Source organism: Streptomyces sp. NPDC093225, assembly GCF_044753805.1.
Lineage (GTDB): Bacteria > Actinomycetota > Actinomycetes > Streptomycetales > Streptomycetaceae > Streptomyces.
In genome coordinates this window covers 70,215-88,573 of record NZ_JBIVNX010000030.1, presented here as the reverse complement: position 1 = coordinate 88,573, position 18,359 = coordinate 70,215, and the positions used below count along the sequence as shown (strand labels likewise).

Below are 18,359 nucleotides of genomic sequence, written 5' to 3'. Positions count from 1 at the left end.
ACGGGCCGGCCCGTGGAGTGTGTGGGTCCCCTCGGCGCTTGACGGGGGCGGCCTGCAGGCCCTGCGGCAGGCCCACCTCTGGGCCTTCGGGGCTTCGCCCTGGCCTTCGGCCACCCCAGACCCGGGCCTGCCTCCGGACCAGCCTGCCACCCCCGTCAAGCGCCTCCCCCACACACCACGGGCCGGCACTCTCGTGGGTCGGGGGCCCGACTCGGGGGAACGGGCCGCCGGGTTGGGCCGGAGGAGGCTGCGAGGGGGACCCCGGGAGACGGGACCGGCCCGGCCGTACGGCCGGGCCGGGAACACCGGGTACGGGTCAGAGGATGCGCCAGGCGACGGCGTACGGCTGGGCGAACAGCGTGATCCGGTGGGCCCTGACGACGACCTCCACCTCGCCGGACGGGACGGCCTGCCAGTTCACCTGCTCGACGTTGTTGACGCGGTCGAAGCCCGGACCCGTCCCCATGTTGCCGTGCCGCTCCTGGCCACTGGCCCGGACGATCAGGTCGAGGTCGTTCTGCAGCGCGGCGCCCGGGGGGTCCGTCCAGACGAGCGTGACCTTCAGGGTGTGGGCCGCCACCCCCTGCGGGACCGTGAGGGTGAACGCCCGTTCCTCCCCCTGTTCCAGTGCGTTGGCCTCGACGAAGCCCGCCAGGCCGGCTTCGGTCGGCAGGACGACGGCGCGCTGGAGGTTGACGCGACCGAAGCCGGAGTTGTTGTTGGGGGAGGCGCCCGCCTCGGTCGGGATGTACTGGCCGGTCAGTTCGTCGGCCCCGTTGATCAGCATGGCCTTGATGAGCGCGGCGGTGGGCTTGGGCGTGCCGTTCTTCACCAGCGTCTCGCGCAGTACCGCCACGCACCCGGCGACCAACGGGGTGGCCATGCTGGTGCCGCTGTCGAACATGTAGGCGGGGTCCGTGGAGGTGCCGAAGTTCCCGCTGTCGCCGGCCAGGCGGGAGCGGGCCGAGAGGATCGCGGTCCCGGGGGCGACGAGATCGGGCTTGATCCGGCCCTCCCGGCTGGGCCCGCGGCTGCTGAACGCGGCCATGCCCGCGGGGTTGTCCGCCATCCTGTCGTCGTGGATCGGCGGGACCGGCCACCGCTCCGCTCCGCCGGTCAGCTGGCTGTACGTCTTGGAGATCTCGGGACGGTTGCCCTCGCTCGCGCCCACGGTGATGACGTTCTTGGCCCCGGCCTGAGCGCTGACGGACCGCATGTTGACGCGGCCGTCCCCGTCCCGGTCTTCGCCGCTGTTGCCCGCGGCGAAGAGGATGACGAAGTCCTTGTTGTCCCAGACCATCTGGTCGGCCTCGCGGGCGGCCGGGTTGTACGGCAGCCCCGGCACGGTCGGGCCCCACGAGTTGGTGTGGATGCGCGCCCCGTCGTCGTTGAAGGGCGGCTCGAACAGGTCGAGGAGGTTGTCGGGGATGCCGGTGAGCTTGAAGTTCTCGTCCATCAAGGACTGGAGGACCAGTCTCGCCTCGGGTGCCGTACCGGTGACGGGGCCGCCCATCGACGCCGACGTCCCGTCCCCGAGGACCGAGCCGGCCACGTGGGTGCCGTGGCCGTGCGGATCGTCGGTGCGCGCGGGGCTCGTCCGGCCGAAGGCGACCAGGCGCTTCACGCGGTTGGTGAAGGCGGGGTGCACATTGGTGGTGGACCCCTTGTCGAGGCCGGTGTCGGCGACGCACACGATCTGGCCCTCGCCCCGGAACTTCGTGCCGTTGAGCGACACGTGCGCCTGCATGAGGTTGCCCGAGACGGTGTTGTACAGCACCTGCTCCGGAACCTCCTCGATCTCCTTCACCTCGTCGAGCGCGGCGAGGGCGGCCAGGTCCTCCTCGCGGACCGTCATGCGGACCTTGCCCCGTGCGGGCCGTAGGCCGTCGCCGCCACCGGCGGCCGCCACGATCCGGTCGCGCAGCCCGTCCGTGCTCACGTCGACGTCGTCGTGCAGGACGACGTCGACGATACGGGGCGCGGGACCCGCGTCGTCCAGCGGCTTCGCCAACTCGGCGACGCTGCTCCGCAGCTGCGGGGACCGGAGCGACGCGCCGATCTTGAAGCCCTTGAAGTACACGTCCGCCCAGGCCACGAAGGGCAGGGCGCGTACGGCGTCCAGGTCCGTGGCCTGGTAGCCGCACAGGTACGTGTCGTCGGGGACGTACTCGTGGACCACGACGCCGAGTGCGGCGAGCCGTTCCTTCTCCTCGGCCGTGGGCGGGTGGGTGGTCTGGACGAGGAGGTAGTCGGACGTGGCGGCGTCCTCGTTCGTCAGTGCGTGGGTGGCCAGCTCGTCTGCCTGGGCCAGCGGGTCGACGGTGACGCCGTTGATCGTGATTCGGGACATGCCGAACTCCCGGGGTGCGGGTGTGGGGGAAGTCGCGCACCGGGGCGGCCTGGTCCTCTGGGGCAGTGCCCGAGCCGGCGCCCGCGCGGCCGGGGGTCCGAACGGACCCCCGGCACGCCGGGCTGCGCGTCACTTCTGTTCGGCCAACACGCTAGGCCGGGGTCCGCCCGTCCGCACGCGGACCTCACGGGAGAGGCCCCCATCCGGGCGGGGTGTCGCTCGGGTGGGGGCCTCTCCCGTGGGCCGGGTGGGTCAGGAGCGGTGGTACTGGACGGGGGCGGGGGCCTCGGCGCCCAGCTCACGGGCGGCGTGCCGGGCCCAGTACGGGTTGCGGAGCAGCTCGCGGCCCAGGGCCACGGCGTCGGCCTCGCCGTTGGCCACGATCTTGTCGGCCTGCCCGGGCTCGGTGATCATGCCCACGGCCGCGACCGGGAGGCCCGCCTCGGCGCGCACCCGGGCGGCGAAGGGGACCTGGTAGCCGGGACCGACCGGGATGGCGACGCCCGCGGCGTTGCCGCCGGTCGACACGTGCAGGAGGTCCACGCCGTGCTCCCTGAGCAGCGCGGCGAAGCGGACCGTGTCGTCGGCGGTCCAGCCGCCCTCGTCCAGCCAGTCGGTCGCCGAGATGCGGAAGAAGAGCGGCAGCTCCTCGGGCCAGACGGCGCGCACGGCGTCGACGACCTCGAGGGCGAAGCGGGTGCGGTTCTCGAACGAGCCGCCGTACGCGTCGGTGCGCCCGTTGCTGTGCGGGGAGAGGAACTCGCCGATCAGGTAGCCGTGCGCGCCGTGGATCTCGGCGACCTCGAACCCGGCGTCCAGGGCCCGGCGGGCGGCGGCCGCGAACTGGTCCACGACCTCCCCGATCTGCTCGGCCGTCAGTTCGGTCGGGACCGGGTGGCCCTCGTGGAACGGCACCGGGCTGGGGCCCACCGGCTGCCAGCCGTGCGCCTCGGCGCCGACCGGCGCCCCGCCCTTCCAGGGGCGCTCGGTGGACGCCTTGCGGCCCGCATGCGCTTGATGCACTGACTAGCATGCGACGCATGGCAGCCGTTCCAAGGGGGAGGGCCCCCGTACAAGAGGGCAGACTGAGGCTCGTCGGCGCGGTGCGTCTCAGCCGCTACACGGACGCCTCCACGTCGCCCGAAGTGCAGAAAGAGACCGTAGAGCGGGCCGGTGCCCGCGTCGGCGGTGAGTTCGTCGGGTGGGCGGAGGACACCGACGTAAGCGCCCTGAAAACCACACCGTGGGAGCGTCCCGAGCTTGCCTACTGGCTCGAGCGCCCCGAAGAGTGGGACGTCATGATCTGGCAGCGTATGGACCGCGCTGTCCGATCCATGGCGGACATGGCAGATCTGGGGCGCTACGCGAAGAAGAACGGTAAGCGTCTCGTCTTCGCCTCCGGCCCGGGAGGTGATCGTCTGGAGTTGGACTTCAGCTCACCCATCTCCGAGTTGATCATGTTGATTCTGGCCTTCGCCGCACAGCTCGAAGGTCAGACGATCATGGAGCGGAACCAGGGTGCCGCTGCACACCTTCAGTCCCTCGGACGCTGGACCGGCGGCACGCTGCCCTACGGCTACAAGCCCGGCCGGCGCGTGTTCGGCGACGGCAACGAGGGTTGGTGGCTCTACGAGCACACCGACGAGGATCCGCGCCGCTCGACGGCCGACATTCGGCGCCGCATGGTCGGAATGGCCTCCGCGGGACGGAACTACAGCGAGATTACGCGATGGCTCGAAGAATTCGGTGCGATCACCCCGTTGAACCACCGAGCGCTGATGGCAACGCCCCCGCGGGATCTCGACGGGGAAAGCCGATGGCAGATCACGGTAGTCCGTGAACTGTTGCTGTCACCGACGATGCGCGGTCACATCATGAAGAAAGACGGGACCCTCGTCCGTGACGACGGGGGCGCCCCCATCATGCAGGGGGAGGCGCTCATCGACGACTCCACATGGCACGGCCTACAGGACGCCCTGAAGGCGCTTTCGTCGGACAACGTCGTACGCCGAAAGGATGCCCACCCGCTTCTCAACGTCGTCGTGTGCGGCACGTGCGACCGGAACATGTACCTGAATTGGTACACGGAGCGAAAGGGCGGCCGCGGGGAAAAGGCGAAGCTGACGGGCGTCAAAAAGCAAGTATTCCGCTGCAACGGCAAGTATCATGCGCCGGGCGATCCTGCGATGACGATCCACGCAGAGCCCGTCATGGAGTGGGTCACCGAGCAGTTCCTAGCTCACCTCGGTCCCATGCGCCGAACGCAGCTCATCCGCGTCCCGGGATCGGATCACCGGGCCGAAATCGCCGACCTGATCGCGGATATCGACGAGCTGTCAACGCGTCTCGCGCAGCTTCGTGGGCGTGCCGCCGACGTCGTTATGCAGCAGCTCCAGGCGCGCAGCGACCGCCTCGAAGAGTTGGAGAAGACGCCCGTCGTTCCGGCTCGGGAGGAAGTCGTTCAGCTTGACGTCACATGGGGCGACGATTGGCGTGCGGCGCAGGACTGGACGGCGCGACGGCACATGCTCATCTCTGCCGGCGCACGCGTCAAGGTGAACCCGCCGCCCCGCTGGAGGGCGCCCGTGGATGAACGCTGTGAGTTCCTCGTGGGGACTCACGTGGATCCGGTGGAGGACATGCTCGCCGACATCGCGGAGCAAGAGCTGAACTGAATAACAGATCGGTAACCTATCGGGGCGAGGTTGGGCGCACAGCCGACCTCGTCCCGATACGTGTCCGGCTCCGTCGGCTCGATCCGCGTCCTGCGCGAGAGCGGGGTGATCCGCCAGTGCTACCGGGGCACGGCCAAGCTCAACCGGCTGCGGACGGACGACCTGGACGCGCTCTTCCCGGGACTCCTGGACAGCGTCCTCGCGGCCGCCGACGCGGAGGCCGGCCGCCTGGCGCGGTGAGCCGGCCGCCTGGCGCGGTGAGCCGGGCGGCGAGGGTTCGGTCGACCCGGGCTACGCCGGTTGCTCCGCGGCCGCCAGCAGCCCCTGCCAGTCCGGGATCTTCACCGAACCGCGCCCCAGCGACCGCCCCAGCGACCGCTCCGCCGACTCGATGGACTGCCACCCGCCCCATTCCACGGGCCGCAGCCCCGCCGCGCGCAACGCGGCGAGCGGGTCCGGTGCCACCGGCCGGGCGGCCAGCAGCGCCGCGTCCGCCAGTAGGGAGCCCGCCGTCTCCTTCGCGCAGGGCCGGTTGGTGCCGATCACCCCGGTCGGGCCCCGCTTGATCCAGCCGGCCACGTACTCGCCCGGCGCCGGGGACCCGTCCCGCAGGACCCGCCCTGCCGCGTGCGGCACCGTGCCGCTCGCCGGGTCGAAGGGCAGACCGGGCAGCGGCACCCCCTTGTAGCCGACCGCCCGCAGCACCAGCTGGGCCTCGATCTCCTCGTACGCGCCGGTGCCGCGCACCCGGCCGTCCGGCTCGGCCAGGGTCCGCTCGAAGCGCACCGCGCCGACCCGCCCGTCCGGCCCCGCCAGCAGTTCCACCGGCCGCAGGAAGAACCGCAGCGTGATCCGGCGCGGCAGGGCGGTGTCCGGACCGGTCCCGGCCCAGGCCCGCAGCACCTCGACGTTGCGGCGGTTCACCGCGGGCAGCGCTGCCGGATCGGCGAACGCCGGGTCCAGGGCCAGCTCGGCCGGGTCCACCGCGGTCGCCACCCCCGGCAGGGTGCCCAGCTCGCGCAGCTCCTTGGTGGTGAACTTGCCCTGGGCGGGGCCGCGCCGGGCCACCATCCGCACGTCGTGCACCCCGCTGCCCGCCAGCACCCCGAGGGCCGGCTCGGGCATGTCGGTCGGCCGCAGCTCGTCCTCGCCGCGGGCCAGCATGCGGGTGACGTCCACCGCCACGTTGCCCGCCCCGATCACCACGGCGGACCGGACCCCGTCGAGCGCGAAGCCGTCGTCCGCCGCGTCGGGATGGGCGCTGTACCAGGAGACGAAGTCGGTGGCCGCGCTGACCCCCGGCAGGTCCTCGCCCGGGACGTCCAGCCGGCGGTCCCGGGCGGCCCCCACGCAGTAGACGACCGCGTGGTAGAGCTCCAGCAGCCGCTCCGGGCCCAGCCCCGGGCCGCCGACCTCGACGTTGCCGAGGAACCGGACGCGGTCCTCCTCCAGCACCGTGCGCAGGTTGCCCTGCAGGGACTTGATCTTCTCGTGGTCGGGCGCCACGCCGTACCTGACCAGCCCGTACGGGCAGGGCAGCCGGTCCAGCACGTCGACCCGCACGTCCGGCACGTCGTGCTGCTGGACGAGCGACTGCGCCGTGTAGACCCCGCTCGGACCCGAACCGACGACCGCGACACGAAGCACGGCGGAGCTCCTTCCGCAGGGTGTCTTCAGCATGCCACCGGGCACCCGGGGAGTCAGCCCATGGACCGCATCCGCTCGATCTCGGCACTCTGTTGGGCGATCACTTCCGTCGCCATCTCCTCCACCGCCCCGTTGTTCCCGCTCTTGAGGGCCTCGCCGGCCATGGTGAGCGCCCCGCGGTGGTGGGCGGTCATGAGCTGGAGGAAGAGCCGGTCGAACGCCGCGCCGCGCGCCGCCCCGAGCGCGGCCAGCTGCTCCGGGGTGGCCATGCCGGGCATCGTGGCGTGGTCGTGCTCGTGGCCGCCGGCCGGGCGGCCCGCCGCGTGGAAGGACAGCCAGCGCTCCATGGCGCCGATCTCCGGGCCCTGGGCGGCGGTGATCCGTTCCGCGAGGCGCTTGACCGGGGTGGACGCGGCTCGGTCGGGCGCCAGCGCGCTCATCGTCAGGGCCTGCCGGTGGTGGGTGATCATGGAATCGACGTAGCCGAAGTCCGCGGAGTTCGGACTGTCGTCCGGACGCTCCTTGGCGGCCTCCTCCGCGGTCAGCCGGCGGTTCGGCTCCCCCGGCTTCCCCGGTGCCACCACCACCGGGGCCGCCTTCTCCGTCCGGTCCGAGGCGTCGTCGTCGCAGCCGGTCGACGCCAGGACGAGCGCCACGGCGGCAAGTCCCAGACCTAATCGCCGACATGTGCCATCTGTTGCCATGCGCATGATAAGGAACATACTGCCGGGGGCCGTCTTTCGCGCCCGTCGTGCATCAGTGGATCCCAGGAGGATGCAGTGATCGAGTTACGCACCACCCGCCGACGCAGCGGCCGTTGGGGAGCCGCTGCCACGGTGGCCGGCCTGCTGGCGGCGTTCCTCGCAGCCGCCCCCGCGGCCGCCACCCCCGACCCCGGCACGGCCCCGGCGGGTCACGACGTCTCCCCGCGCACCGCCGAGCGGGTCCGCGGAGCCATCGCCGCCGGTGACCTCCCCGGCCAGGACGAGGTCGTCCACAGCGCGAACGTCGAGCACGTGGCGAACATCCCCAAGGACGCGCTGCAGAACTTCAACACCGACCTCGCCTTCCAGGGGAAGTACGCCTACGGCGGCAACTACGACGGCTTCGTCATCTACGACATCAGCCGCCCGGCCGCCCCCAAGGTCGTCACCCAGGTGCTCTGCCCCGGCAGCCAGAACGACGTCTCGATCTGGAACAACCTGCTCTTCCTGTCGACCGACTCCTCGCGCAGCGACAACTCCTGCAGCAGCGTCCCGCAGCCGGCCTCGGAGAAGTCCTCGTGGGAGGGCATCAAGATCTTCGACGTCAAGGACAAGAAGAACCCGAAGTACATCGCCTCCGTCGAGACCAACTGCGGCTCCCACACCCACACGCTCGTCCCCGGCGGGAACAGCGTCTACCTGTACGTCCAGTCGTACTCGCCCAACGACGCCTTCCCGGACTGCAAGCCGCCGCACGACGGCATCTCGATCGTGAAGGTCCCCAAGAACGCGCCGGAGCAGGCCAAGGTCATCGACTTCCCCGTCCTCTTCCCGGACGGCGGCAACCCCGGCGCCCCCACCAACCCCGGCGTCTCCAAGACCACCGGCTGCCACGACATCACCGTCTACCCCGCGAAGAAGCTCGCCGCCGGCGCCTGCATGGGTGACGGCGTGCTCCTCGACATCAGCAAGCCGGAGCGCCCCCGGGTCATCGACCGGGTGCAGGACAACGTCAACTTCGCGTTCTGGCACTCGGCCACCTTCAACGAGCGCGGCGACAAGGTCGTCTTCACCGACGAGCTCGGCGGCGGCGGGGGAGCCACCTGCAACGCGGCCACCGGCCCGAACCGCGGCGCCGACGGCATCTACGACATCACCGGCACCGGTGACCAGCGCAAGCTGGTCTTCCGCAGCTACTACAAGATCGACCGCCACCAGGCCGACACGGAGAACTGCGTGGCCCACAACGGCTCGCTCATCCCGGTCGCCGGCCGCGACATCATGGTGCAGGCCTGGTACCAGGGCGGGGTCTCCGTCTGGGACTTCACCGACTCCGCCCACCCGCGCGAGATCGGCTACTTCGAGCGCGGCCCGCTGTCCACGACCGAGGCGCTCATCGGCGGCTCGTGGTCCGCGTACTACTACAACGGCCACATCTACTCGAGCGACATCGCCAAGGGCTTCGACGTCCTGACGGTCCGCGACCCGCTCACCGACCCGGCCGAGGACGTCTGGATGGACCGGCTCAACGTCCAGTCCCAGCCCGACTACCGGTACTGACGGACGCCGTCAGGCCGCGCGCGTACCGTGCGGCAGGGTTCCGCCGGGCGGCTCCCCGTCCGGCGGAACCCCCAGCTCCCAGTCCAGCCCGTACCGCTGGAACAGCTCCGCCCGCAGCCGTGCCGCCGGCATCGGCGCCCCCGGCAGCAGCGCCGCGAACACCGCTCCCATCAGCAGCGCCCGCAGCATCGGGTAGTCCGTGTCCACCGACTCCGACCCGTACGCCGCCACCGCGCCCCGCAACAGCTCGGCCAGCCGCTGCTGCTCGGGGCACTGCACGAACCCCTCCGCCGAGAGGATCCCCGCCATGTGGGTGCGCATCAGCAGGGGCTGCTCCCGAGCCAGGCCCAGGATCGCGTCGATCGCCCGGGCCAGCAGCTCCCGACCGTCGTCGGTGCGCGGTTCGCGTTCGAGGGCCGCGGCGAGGGTCCGGTGCATCAGCCGGTGCACGGCGGACTGCAGCAGCTGCCGCTTGCCGGGAAAGTAGTACGACACCAGACCACGGGCCGCTCCGGCCCGGTCCGCGATGTCCGCGAGGGTCGTCGCCTCGTAGCCCCGTTCGGCCACGAGCTCGACCGTCGCCTGCAGCAGGCGCTCCCGAGAACGTCTGCGCAACTCTTCATTGACCGACGGGCTGCGCGGGGACATGCTTAACTCCTGCGTTGACTGGCTCCCAGCCAATATACTCAGCGCACTCCGTCCCGGGGCCGTTCCGACGTGCTCGCGATCGTGTTCCGGCGACGGTCCGGCTGCCGGCGCTGGGGCGACGCGGGGGATCGTCCCAGCTCCGGCACCGTCATCTCCGCTCGGCCGCCCCGCGCAACCCAATGGCCTTGCGTCGCCGGCACCTCCTCGCACCCCGGCCCCACCCGTCGGCGAAGCCCCCGGGTCCACCCTTCACGAGAGTGCCGCCCACCCGTTGGCGAAGCCCCCGGGTCCACCCTTCACGAGAGTGCCGCCCACCCGTTGGCGAAGCCCCCGGGTCCACCCTTCACGAGAGTGCCGCCCACCCGTCGGCGAAGCCCCGGGCCCACCCCTTCACGAGAGTGCCGCCCCGTGGTGTGTGGGGGAGGCGCTTGAGCCGGTAGGGCAGGCTGGTCCGGAGGCAGGCCCGGGCCTGGGGTGGCCGAAGGCCAGGGCGAAGCCCCGAAGCCCCAGGGGTGGGCCTGCCGCAGGGCCTGCAGGCCCTGCCGGGTCAAGCGCCGAGGGGACCCACGCACCACGGGGCGGCCCGCACCACCCCACCCCACCACCGGCCCACACACCCCAGGGCGGCCTCCCGAAGCGACCCCGCCCCGACCCCGCCCCGCCCCACACCCGCCTACCCCCGCCCCCTCACCCCAACGCGCTGAGCCCCGGCGCGAACGCCACCAGCAGCGGCACGGCCGGCACCAGCGCCGCCGCCGCCGTCAGCCGCAGCCGCCGGAACGCGGTCAGGCGGGGCTGGGCCGCCAGCAACCTCCGCACCCGCTCCGGGACATGGGACTGCGGGGCCGCGCCGGGCCCGAACACGCCCTTGTCCTCGTTGAGTTCGACGAGCGCCAGGGCCACCGTCAGTCGACCGAAGCGGCGCGAGGCCACGTCGTCGGCGGCCAGCTCCACCAGCCGGTGCATCTCCGCCCGGAACGCAGCGAACACCGGCACCTGCGGGAACCCGCCCGCCAGCGCCCCCGCGCAGTGCAGCAGCCAGTCGTGTCGGGCCGTGGCGTGTCCCTGCTCGTGCGCGAGCACGGCATCCAACTGACGGCCCTTGAGCCGGCGCAGCGCGCCCGTCGAGACCACCAGCCGCGGGTCCGTGCCCGCCAGCCACCACGCGTCGGGCCGCGGGGCCTCCAGGATCACCAGGTCCCCCGCGGCGGGCCGCTCACCCGGCAGCAGCGGTGCCCGTTCACGGAGTTCGGCCCGCCGGTGCCTGCGTCCGGCCCGCGCCCGCAGCACCTCGCCGGTCAACATCGCCGCGGTCCACAGCCCACCGAGGGCCAGCACCAGGGCCGTACCGGCCGCCCACGTGCCGCCCTCGCCCAGCGCGTACGCGTCGGCCACCCCGTGCGGCGCTCCGGCGAACACCCGTCCCCGCACCGCCGACCAGGCGGCCGAGGCGCTCAGCACCATGGACAGGCCGAAGCAGAGCAGGACGGCGGCGACCACGCACTGCCACACCCACAGCGCCACCACGGGTTCGCGGTCGGTCCAGTCGGCACGGGCCAGCAGGCTCGGAGCGACGAGAGCGGTCAGGACGCCGAGCACGAGGAGTACGGCGGGGACCATCATGGCGTCACCCTACGAGCGCGCCCCTACCCCCGGGTATGCCCCCGCACCCCAAGTGACGGAGACCACGTCCCACACCTCGACCGGAACTCCCCGCCACCCACCTGCAGAAGAGACCCGCGGCAGCCACCCACAGCAGGCGCCGCAGCAGCCGCCCACGGCAGCCCCCCGGACCTCACACTCAAAGCCCCACACCCGCAGAGCCGTCCACCCACCATCTACCCACGGGATTGACCAGCGTCCACCCACGGGACTGACACCGGCCCCCCACGGGACCGACCAGACAACGCGCACGGAGCGACCCGTCCCCGCCCCCGCCCCCGCATCACATCCCGAGCAGCATCGCCAGCATCCCGAACCCCATGGCCAGCCGGCACGCCTCGGTCACCTCGCGCCGCGCGGCCCAGGCCCCGCCGACCGCGGCCCGTCCGGGGGTCGCCGGGAGGCCGGCCTCGGGGGAGAGCGCCGCCGGGACCAGACGCGTGCCGCCGTGCAGGACGTACACCGTGTAATAGAGGAGCAGCAGCCCGGTCACCACCGGCACTCCGCCCGCCCCGTCGTGCCCGCGGTGTCCGCCGCCCGGCACCATCCCCGCCGCCATGTAGACCATCGCCAGGGAGCCCACCAGGTGGTGCACGTGGTGCTGTCCGCCCCGCCGCGCCGCCCACAGCGCGTGCACCGCCGCGCCCACGAACACCGTGCCCAGCAGCCGGCCCCCGCTGTCCGCCCACCGCCCGGCGGCCGGCAGTGCCGCCATCGCGGCCATGCCGAAGCCCATCAGCGCCTCGCCCCCCGCCCCGACCCGGTCCTGCGCGGACTCCGCGCGCAGCCGCCGCAGGCAGTACGCGCCGCTCAGCACGCACAGCGCCACGAGCAGCCAGCCCGGCGCAGCCGTCGCCTCGTGCACGAGGACCTCCCCTCCCTCGGGGGAGGGATGCCCGCCCCGGCGGGGGCGCACGCGGGCGCAGAGGTGCAGTGGGGCGGGGCCGCACGCACCCCGCCCCCTTTACGCGCCGCTGAGCGCGCCCGGGATAGGCTCGTCGGACCCCGCGCCGCGTGCTCCGGCCCGCCCGCGCGGCCCCGGGCGCGCACCACGCCCGGCACCGCCCGTACCGAGAAACGGAGACCGTCCATGGAACCGAGCACCGTCCGTACCGAGGCAGCGCCGTCCTTCCGGCCCGCCGTCCTCGAGGACGTGCCGGCACTCGTGGCACTGGTGGAGTCGGCCTACCGCGGCGACTCCAGCCGGGGCGGCTGGACCACCGAGGCGGACATCCTCGACGGCCAGCGCACCGACCCCGACGGGGTGCGCGCCGTGATCGAGGATCCGGCGAGCACCCTGCTCGTGGTCGAGCAGGACGGCGCGCTCGTGGCCTGCTGCCAGCTCGAACACCGGGGCGCGTGCGCGTACTTCGGCATGTTCGCCGTACGTCCCGCGCTCCAGGGCGCGGGCCTCGGCAAGGTGATCATCGCCGAGGCCGAGCGTCGGGTCCGGGCGGACTGGGGCGCGCGCGAGATGCAGATGACCGTCATCTCCGTGCGCGAGGAACTGATCGCCTGGTACGAGCGCCGCGGCTACCGGCGCACCGGCAAGACCAGCCCCTTCCCGTACGGGGACGAGCGGTTCGGCCTCCCGCGCCGTCCGGACCTGGAGTTCGAGCTCCTCGTCAAGGCCCTCTGAACCGACCGCAGCCGACCCTCGGCGCTCAACCGACCCGGCCCTCACCCCTCAACCGACCCGCACGCCCCGCCGCCGCCCCCTCAGGCGGTGAACCGACCGGTCCGCCGGATCTCGGGGAAGTCGGTCGCCGCCCCGTCGAGTTCGAGGGCCCGCGCCAGCCGCAGCTGCTCCAGCGTGTTGACCGTCCAGCCGGTCACCCGCAGCCCGGCCGCGTGCGCGGACTCCACGGTCTCCAGCGTGAGCCGGCGCAGGTTGAGGGCCAGCGTCTCGGCGCCCGCCGCCAGTGCCCGGTCGACGACGTCCTCGCCGTACCGGCTCGCGGTCAGGGTGGTGCGCACGCCCGGCACGAGGCGGGCGATCTCGGCGAGGGCCGCGTCGTGGAAGGAGGAGACGTCCACGCGCGCGGTCAGGTCGCGGCTGAGCATGACCTCGGCCAGGGCGGTGGCGGCGGCGAGGTCCCGGACCTCCGCCAGCAGCGGGGCCCGGACCGCGTCGAGCACCTCCTCGAACACCGGGATCCGCTCGCCCTGCCCGGCGTCGAGCTCGCGCAGTTCGGCGAGGGTCAGATCGGCGACGGCACCGGCGCCGTCGGTGGTGCGGTCCACCTCGGCGTCGTGCACGGCGACGAGGACGCCGTCCTTGCTCAGCTGGAGGTCCAGCGCGATGACGTCCATGCCGGAGCGTTCCGCGCGGACGAACGAGCGGAGGGTGTTCTCGGGTTCGACGCCCATGACCCCGCGATGACCGATGGTGAGGAAAGTCAAGGTTCTCTCGCTTCCGTCGACGGCGGCTCACCGCGCGGCGGCCCTGACCGGCCGCGCGGTAAGCAGGCAGCGTAGTGGGCCGTGCGCGGATTGAGACCGTCCGTGCACGCACTGTCGCGGCGTCCTTGGCCAGGAGGGGACTGGCCTCCGGCGCCGGGCAGGGCCACCCGGGCCCGTTGCGCGTCACCCGGGCGTGGGCGCGTCCTCCGGGTCTTGACGCGGCGCGCGCGCCGGTCCCGCCGGCGTCCACCGGCGCCCGCCGCGGTGCGCCGCAGGTGACCCCGCCGGACCGCCGCCCACCGGTCCGGCCCGCGGCCGTCCGGGCACCCCGGGCTCGCGCCCGGCCGCGCCTCAGCTGCCGTCGCCGGGCGCCCGTACGGTCAGCTCGTCGAGGTCCGCCAGCAGTGCCTCGGCGAGCTCCAGTTCGGCCAGATGCTGGCGCTCGCTCCACCGCAGCGCGAGCTCGGGGAACACCCACTCGCCCACGCCCGAGGCCTGGCCGCGCGCCTCGCGGACCTCGCGCAACCGGTCCCGGGTGCCCTCGATGTGCTCCGCCACCAGGGCGCGCAGCCGGTCGGGCGCGGCCAGGTGCCCGAGCCAGACCCGCAGCAGCACGCCGTGCTTCAGCACCGGCGGACCGCTCTCCACGGCCTCGGCGGCGGCCCACTGCGCCAGTGCGGCCCGGCCCCCGTCGGTGATGGCGTACCGGCGCTTGGTCCGGGGCTCCTCGGGGCCCGAGCGCTCGGAGCGGGCGTACCCCAGGGCCTCCAGGCGGCGCAGTTCGGCGTAGATCTGGCTGATCGCGGGGGACCAGTAGAAGAAGCGCAGCGACGCGTCCGCCCACTTCTTCAGTTCGTAGCCGGTGCGCTCGCCCGGGAAGGACAGCAGGCCCAGCACGGCCCAGGCGGTCTGCGGGAGTTCCTGCGTCGGTGCCACTTGTTTCTTTCGCATCTGACTACTAGTCATATGACGAATTGAAGTAACACCGGACACGGGACGCAACCCCCTGGAGGCACCGTGAAGTTTTCCGTGATCTTCGAGGCGCAGCTGGCCGACCCCACCGTCGAGCGCGAGCACCAGGTCATCCGCGACTGCGTCGAACAGGCCGTCCTCGCCGAGGAGATGGGCTTCGACCGGATCTGGGCCGTCGAGCACCACTCCCTCAAGTGGTACGCCCACATGTCCGCCCCCGAGGTGTTCCTGACCTGGGTGGCGGCCAGGACCAGCACCATCCGCATCGGGCACGGCGTGGTCTGCATGCCGTTCGCCTTCAACCACCCGGTCCGGGTGGCCGAGCGGGCCGCCATGCTCGACCTGCTGTCCGGCGGCCGGCTCGACCTCGGCGCCGGACGCGGCGGCACCGAGCAGGAGACCTCGCTGTGCGGGGTGGACCGCGACCGCACCGCGCAGGAGGTGGAGGAGGCGCTGCGGATCATCGGCCGGGCCTGGCAGCGGGACGAACTCGAGTACCACGGCGAGCTCATCGACATCCCGCCGCACCCGATCCTGCCGCGCCCCTCCCAACTCCCGCACCCTCCGCTCTTCCTGGCCTGCAGCCGGACCGAGACTCTGGTGCAGGCCGCCGAACTCGGCATCGGAGCCCTGGTGATGGGCTTCGCGGGCCCCGCGTCGATCGCCGCGATGCGGGCCGCGTACGACGGCGCCGTCGCCGCCCGCGACGGCAGCCGCTTCGTCTCCACCGCCGTCAACGACCACTTCTCCGTGCTGTGCCCGACCGTCGTCCTCGACGACCCCGAACGGGCCCGCCGCGTGGGCATCCGCGGCCAGCGCTTCTTCGCCCAGTCCATCGGCCACTGGTACGGGGGTGCGGGCATCCCCGACGAGGCCGTGGTCGACGGGGCCGACGAGGCCGCCGAGATGCGCCGGGCGGCCGAACAGGTGGTGGCCCGGCTCAGCGAGCAGGACATACCGGTGCGCCCGACGTCCACGGCCACCTTCAACGCGGACCACGCCTACGGGAGCGCCGACGACGCCATCGCGTACGTCGAACGGCTCAAGGAGGCCGGCGCCGACGAGATCATGTGCCTGATCCAGATGGGCACGGTCCCGCAGGAGGCCTGCCTGGAGACGCTGCGCCAGTGGGGCGAGAAGGTCATCCCGCACTTCCGGAGCGCCGCGTGACGGGCGCCGAGCGGCTCGACCCCCGCGCCCGCCCGTTCGTCGACGCCATGGCCGCCGCCTTCCCCGACCTCGGCGGGGCGGTCACCGACGCCGCCGAAGCCCGCCGGATCCTCGCCGCCGTCCCCACCTCCCCCCACCCCCCGCCACCCGTCGGCTCCGTCGAGGACCGCACGGTCCCCGGCCCGGCGGGCGCGCCGCCGGTGCCCGTACGGATCTACCGGCCCGACCCGGAGCGGTGGCCGGGCCCGCGCCCCACCGTCGTCTTCTGCCACGGCGGCGGCTGGGTGCTGTGCGACCTCGACACCCACGACACCACCGCCCGCCACCTGTGCCGACGCTCCGGAGCCGTCGTGGTCTCCGTGGACTACCGGCGCGCCCCCGAGCACCCCTTCCCCGCGGCCGTGCTCGACGCGTACGCGGCCCTGACCTGGGCCGGCGCCCACCTGGACGTACTCGGCGGCGCGCCGGACGCGCTCGTCGCGGCCGGGGACAGCGCCGGCGGCAACCTCGCGGCCGCCGCCCTGCTGCTCGCCCGTGCCCGGGGCGGCCCCCGGGTGGCCCTCCAGGTGCTCGTGTATCCGGCGCTCGACGCGACCCGCGCGGGCGCGTCGCACGAGGAGAACGCCGAGGGCTGCTTCCTGACCACCGCGCACGTGCGCTGGTTCTGGGAGCAGTACCTCGGCACCGGCGCCCCCACCCCCACCCCCACCAGCGCCGGCACCGCCACCCCCGCCGACCCACTCGCCTCCCCCCTGCTGGCCGAAATGCACCGCCTGCCGCCCGCCCACGTGGTGACTGCGGAGTGTGATCCGCTGCGCGACGACGGGGCGGCCTACGTCCGGGCCCTGCGCGCGGCCGGCGTCCCGGCGCGGGAGGACGCGTACCCCGGGATGTTCCACGGCTTCCTCGCCCTCGCGGGCCTGCTCGGGCAGGCGGACCAGGCCCTCGCCGGGATCGGCGAAGCCGTCGCCGCGACGGTGAGTGACGGGAAGACTTACGGTCTGGCGGGGGGTGCCGCAGAATAATTTATTGATCCCCCTCTTGAGCGGGAGAGCCTCACATGCATACGCTGTGTTGACGTGAGGTTCTCCTGTGGAGGAAGTGACATGACGGAAACTCTTGTGCCGGGCGCCGACGGTGGCGTGATAACCGCCGGTCAGCGGGTGGTGGACCACCCGGCATGGCCCGTGCTCAAGGCCGCCGTGGAAGAGATCCGGCCTTGGCAGTCCAAGGACGGCTCGATCGACTTCGACGCCGAGGGCGCTCCCGAGCCGGCGACGGTCGCCGCCGTCGTCGAGCGCATGGTCGGCGCGGTGCAGGAGCTCTCCCCCCTGCTGCCGCACGCCAAGGCCTACCACGAGGCCCTCGTCTCCGACCTGCGCAAGTGGGTCACGGACGGCTTCCAGGTGCCGGACTTCCTCGACTCGCTGCTGGCCTTCCAGCCGGCCGCCGAGCGCGCCGACGGTCTGCAGCACCTCGTGGTCTTCCCGATGTACACGCAGAACGGAAACCTCGACCGCAACTTCGAGGCCGTCGCGCTGAAGATGGTGTGGCCCGAGTGGCTCGCCGAGCTGGAGCGCACCCGCTACGACAACCCGCTCTTCCTGGGCATCACCTTCCAGGACTTCACCGCGGGCTACGACACCAACTCCGCCGTGCTCTTCCCGGAGACCATCGCCGTCCGCGAGGCCCCCGAGCGCTTCAGCTGGGGCGGCATTTTCTGCGACCGCGAGGCCGCCCGCTTCCGCGTGGTGACCGAGGCCGCCGTCGAGACCCTGGGCCTGGAGCTGCCGGAGGACATCCGCGAGATGCTCGGCGACCAGGACCGCTGCGAGAAGGCGTTCGTCCTGTGGGACATGGTCCACGACCGCACCCACAGCCACGGCGACCTGCCGTTCGACCCCTTCATGATCAAGCAGCGCCAGCCGTTCTGGATGTACGGCCTGGAGGAGCTGCGCTGCGACCTCACCGCCTTCAAGGAGGCCGTGAAGCTCGACGCCGAGGGCAACGAGCACGGCCGTGACGTGCAGTACGCCGTCCTCTTCGACCGCATGTTCCGCTTCCCGCTGACCGGTGACCGCAACCGGAACTACGACGGTCTCGGCGGCCAGCTGCTCTTCGCGTACCTGCACAAGCACGACGTGATCCGCTGGACCGACAACAAGCTGAAGATCGACTGGGACCGCGCCCCGGAGGTCACCAACCAGCTCTGCGGCGAGATCGAGAAGCTCTACCGCGACGGCATCGACCGTCCGAAGCTGGTCCACTGGTTCAAGGCGTACGAGCTGGTCTCCACCTACCTGGCCCCGCACCCGGGCTCCAAGTGGGCCAAGGGCGCAGACGCCCTCGACCTGACGCAGCCGCCGCGCAAGCTCGTCGACGACGTGCTTCCCGACGAGTTTCCGCTCAGCATGTTCTTTGAGGCCCTCGCCAAGAAGCTCAAGGGCGTGATCGCCTCGACCAAGGGCATCACGGCGGAGGACGCCGAGCGAGTGGCCGCGTGACGGACCACGCGGACGAGGCCTCCGGGGCGGCAGACGCCGCGGAGGCCCCCACGAGCGCCAACGA

Annotated in this window: 14 protein-coding genes and 2 pseudogenes; 7 read left to right on the top strand and 9 right to left on the bottom strand. The window is 72.7% G+C overall.

Annotated features, from left to right (window positions below):
* Window positions 1–316: 316 nt before the first annotated feature.
* Window positions 317–2,350, bottom strand: a complete 2,034-nt coding sequence (locus ACIQCH_RS25175; protein WP_402584393.1) for a S8 family serine peptidase — start codon at window positions 2,348–2,350, stop codon at window positions 317–319.
* A 252-nt stretch (window positions 2,351–2,602) separates the two neighbouring features.
* A pseudogene (locus ACIQCH_RS25170) lies at window positions 2,603–3,364 on the bottom strand (NADH:flavin oxidoreductase/NADH oxidase); the annotation flags it as partial.
* 26 nt (window positions 3,365–3,390) lie between these two features.
* Here ACIQCH_RS25170 and ACIQCH_RS25165 point away from each other — a divergent pair.
* Window positions 3,391–5,025 (top strand): recombinase family protein, encoded by a 1,635-nt coding sequence (locus tag ACIQCH_RS25165; protein WP_402584392.1) that lies wholly within the window; start codon window positions 3,391–3,393, stop codon window positions 5,023–5,025.
* A 78-nt stretch (window positions 5,026–5,103) separates the two neighbouring features.
* Window positions 5,104–5,265, top strand: a pseudogene (locus tag ACIQCH_RS25160) (transcriptional regulator); the annotation flags it as partial.
* Window positions 5,266–5,316: 51 nt separating this feature from the next.
* On the opposite strand, the gene ACIQCH_RS25155 reads toward ACIQCH_RS25160, so the two are convergent.
* Both ACIQCH_RS25155 and ACIQCH_RS25150 read right to left on the bottom strand, forming a co-directional pair.
* Complete coding sequence (locus ACIQCH_RS25155) at window positions 5,317–6,672, bottom strand: FAD-dependent oxidoreductase (protein WP_402584390.1); 1,356 nt, start codon at window positions 6,670–6,672, stop codon at window positions 5,317–5,319.
* 53 nt (window positions 6,673–6,725) lie between these two features.
* Window positions 6,726–7,382 carry a DUF305 domain-containing protein gene (locus ACIQCH_RS25150; protein ID WP_402584389.1) on the bottom strand — a complete coding sequence of 219 codons (657 nt, stop codon included), beginning with the start codon at window positions 7,380–7,382 and terminating at the stop codon, window positions 6,726–6,728.
* Window positions 7,383–7,451: 69 nt separating this feature from the next.
* On the opposite strand from ACIQCH_RS25150, the gene ACIQCH_RS25145 reads away from it, so the two are divergent.
* Window positions 7,452–8,936, top strand: coding sequence for an LVIVD repeat-containing protein (locus tag ACIQCH_RS25145; RefSeq protein ID WP_402584387.1), 1,485 nt, complete (start codon window positions 7,452–7,454; stop codon window positions 8,934–8,936).
* A gap of 9 nt (window positions 8,937–8,945) precedes the next feature.
* Here ACIQCH_RS25145 and ACIQCH_RS25140 read toward each other — a convergent pair whose 3' ends face one another.
* From ACIQCH_RS25140 to ACIQCH_RS25130, 3 genes are all read right to left on the bottom strand, one after another.
* Window positions 8,946–9,584, bottom strand: a complete 639-nt coding sequence (locus tag ACIQCH_RS25140; protein WP_402584385.1) for a TetR/AcrR family transcriptional regulator — start codon at window positions 9,582–9,584, stop codon at window positions 8,946–8,948.
* A gap of 687 nt (window positions 9,585–10,271) precedes the next feature.
* The gene (locus ACIQCH_RS25135; RefSeq protein ID WP_402584383.1) at window positions 10,272–11,207 is read right to left on the bottom strand and encodes a M56 family metallopeptidase; all 936 of its coding nucleotides are present in this window, start codon (window positions 11,205–11,207) and stop codon (window positions 10,272–10,274) included.
* 322 nt (window positions 11,208–11,529) lie between these two features.
* Window positions 11,530–12,111 (bottom strand): DUF5134 domain-containing protein, encoded by a 582-nt coding sequence (locus ACIQCH_RS25130; protein WP_402584381.1) that lies wholly within the window; start codon window positions 12,109–12,111, stop codon window positions 11,530–11,532.
* Between the two features lie 225 nt (window positions 12,112–12,336).
* Between ACIQCH_RS25130 and ACIQCH_RS25125 the strand changes: the two genes are divergently transcribed.
* Window positions 12,337–12,885, top strand: coding sequence for a GNAT family N-acetyltransferase (locus ACIQCH_RS25125; protein WP_402584379.1), 549 nt, complete (start codon window positions 12,337–12,339; stop codon window positions 12,883–12,885).
* 80 nt (window positions 12,886–12,965) lie between these two features.
* Here the strand turns inward: ACIQCH_RS25125 and ACIQCH_RS25120 are convergent, their stop codons facing one another.
* Together ACIQCH_RS25120 and ACIQCH_RS25115 are read right to left on the bottom strand one after the other, a co-directional pair.
* Window positions 12,966–13,649, bottom strand: coding sequence for a glycerophosphodiester phosphodiesterase (locus ACIQCH_RS25120; protein ID WP_402584378.1), 684 nt, complete (start codon window positions 13,647–13,649; stop codon window positions 12,966–12,968).
* 351 nt (window positions 13,650–14,000) lie between these two features.
* Entirely contained in the window at window positions 14,001–14,600 is a 600-nt protein-coding gene (locus tag ACIQCH_RS25115; RefSeq protein WP_402584376.1) for a PadR family transcriptional regulator, read from the bottom strand.
* A 66-nt stretch (window positions 14,601–14,666) separates the two neighbouring features.
* On the opposite strand from ACIQCH_RS25115, the gene ACIQCH_RS25110 reads away from it, so the two are divergent.
* The 3 genes from ACIQCH_RS25110 (at window position 14,667) to ACIQCH_RS25100 (ending at window position 18,295) form a co-directional block, all read left to right on the top strand.
* Complete coding sequence (locus ACIQCH_RS25110) at window positions 14,667–15,791, top strand: LLM class flavin-dependent oxidoreductase (RefSeq protein ID WP_402584374.1); 1,125 nt, start codon at window positions 14,667–14,669, stop codon at window positions 15,789–15,791.
* Entirely contained in the window at window positions 15,788–16,816 is a 1,029-nt protein-coding gene (locus ACIQCH_RS25105) for an alpha/beta hydrolase (RefSeq protein WP_402584372.1), read from the top strand. Before ACIQCH_RS25110 ends, ACIQCH_RS25105 begins: the two co-directional genes overlap by 4 nt.
* Window positions 16,817–16,897: 81 nt before the next feature.
* Window positions 16,898–18,295: a DUF6421 family protein gene (locus ACIQCH_RS25100; RefSeq protein WP_402584370.1), complete on the top strand. Its 1,398-nt coding sequence runs from the start codon at window positions 16,898–16,900 to the stop codon at window positions 18,293–18,295.
* The last annotated feature ends 64 nt before the right edge of the window (window positions 18,296–18,359 follow it).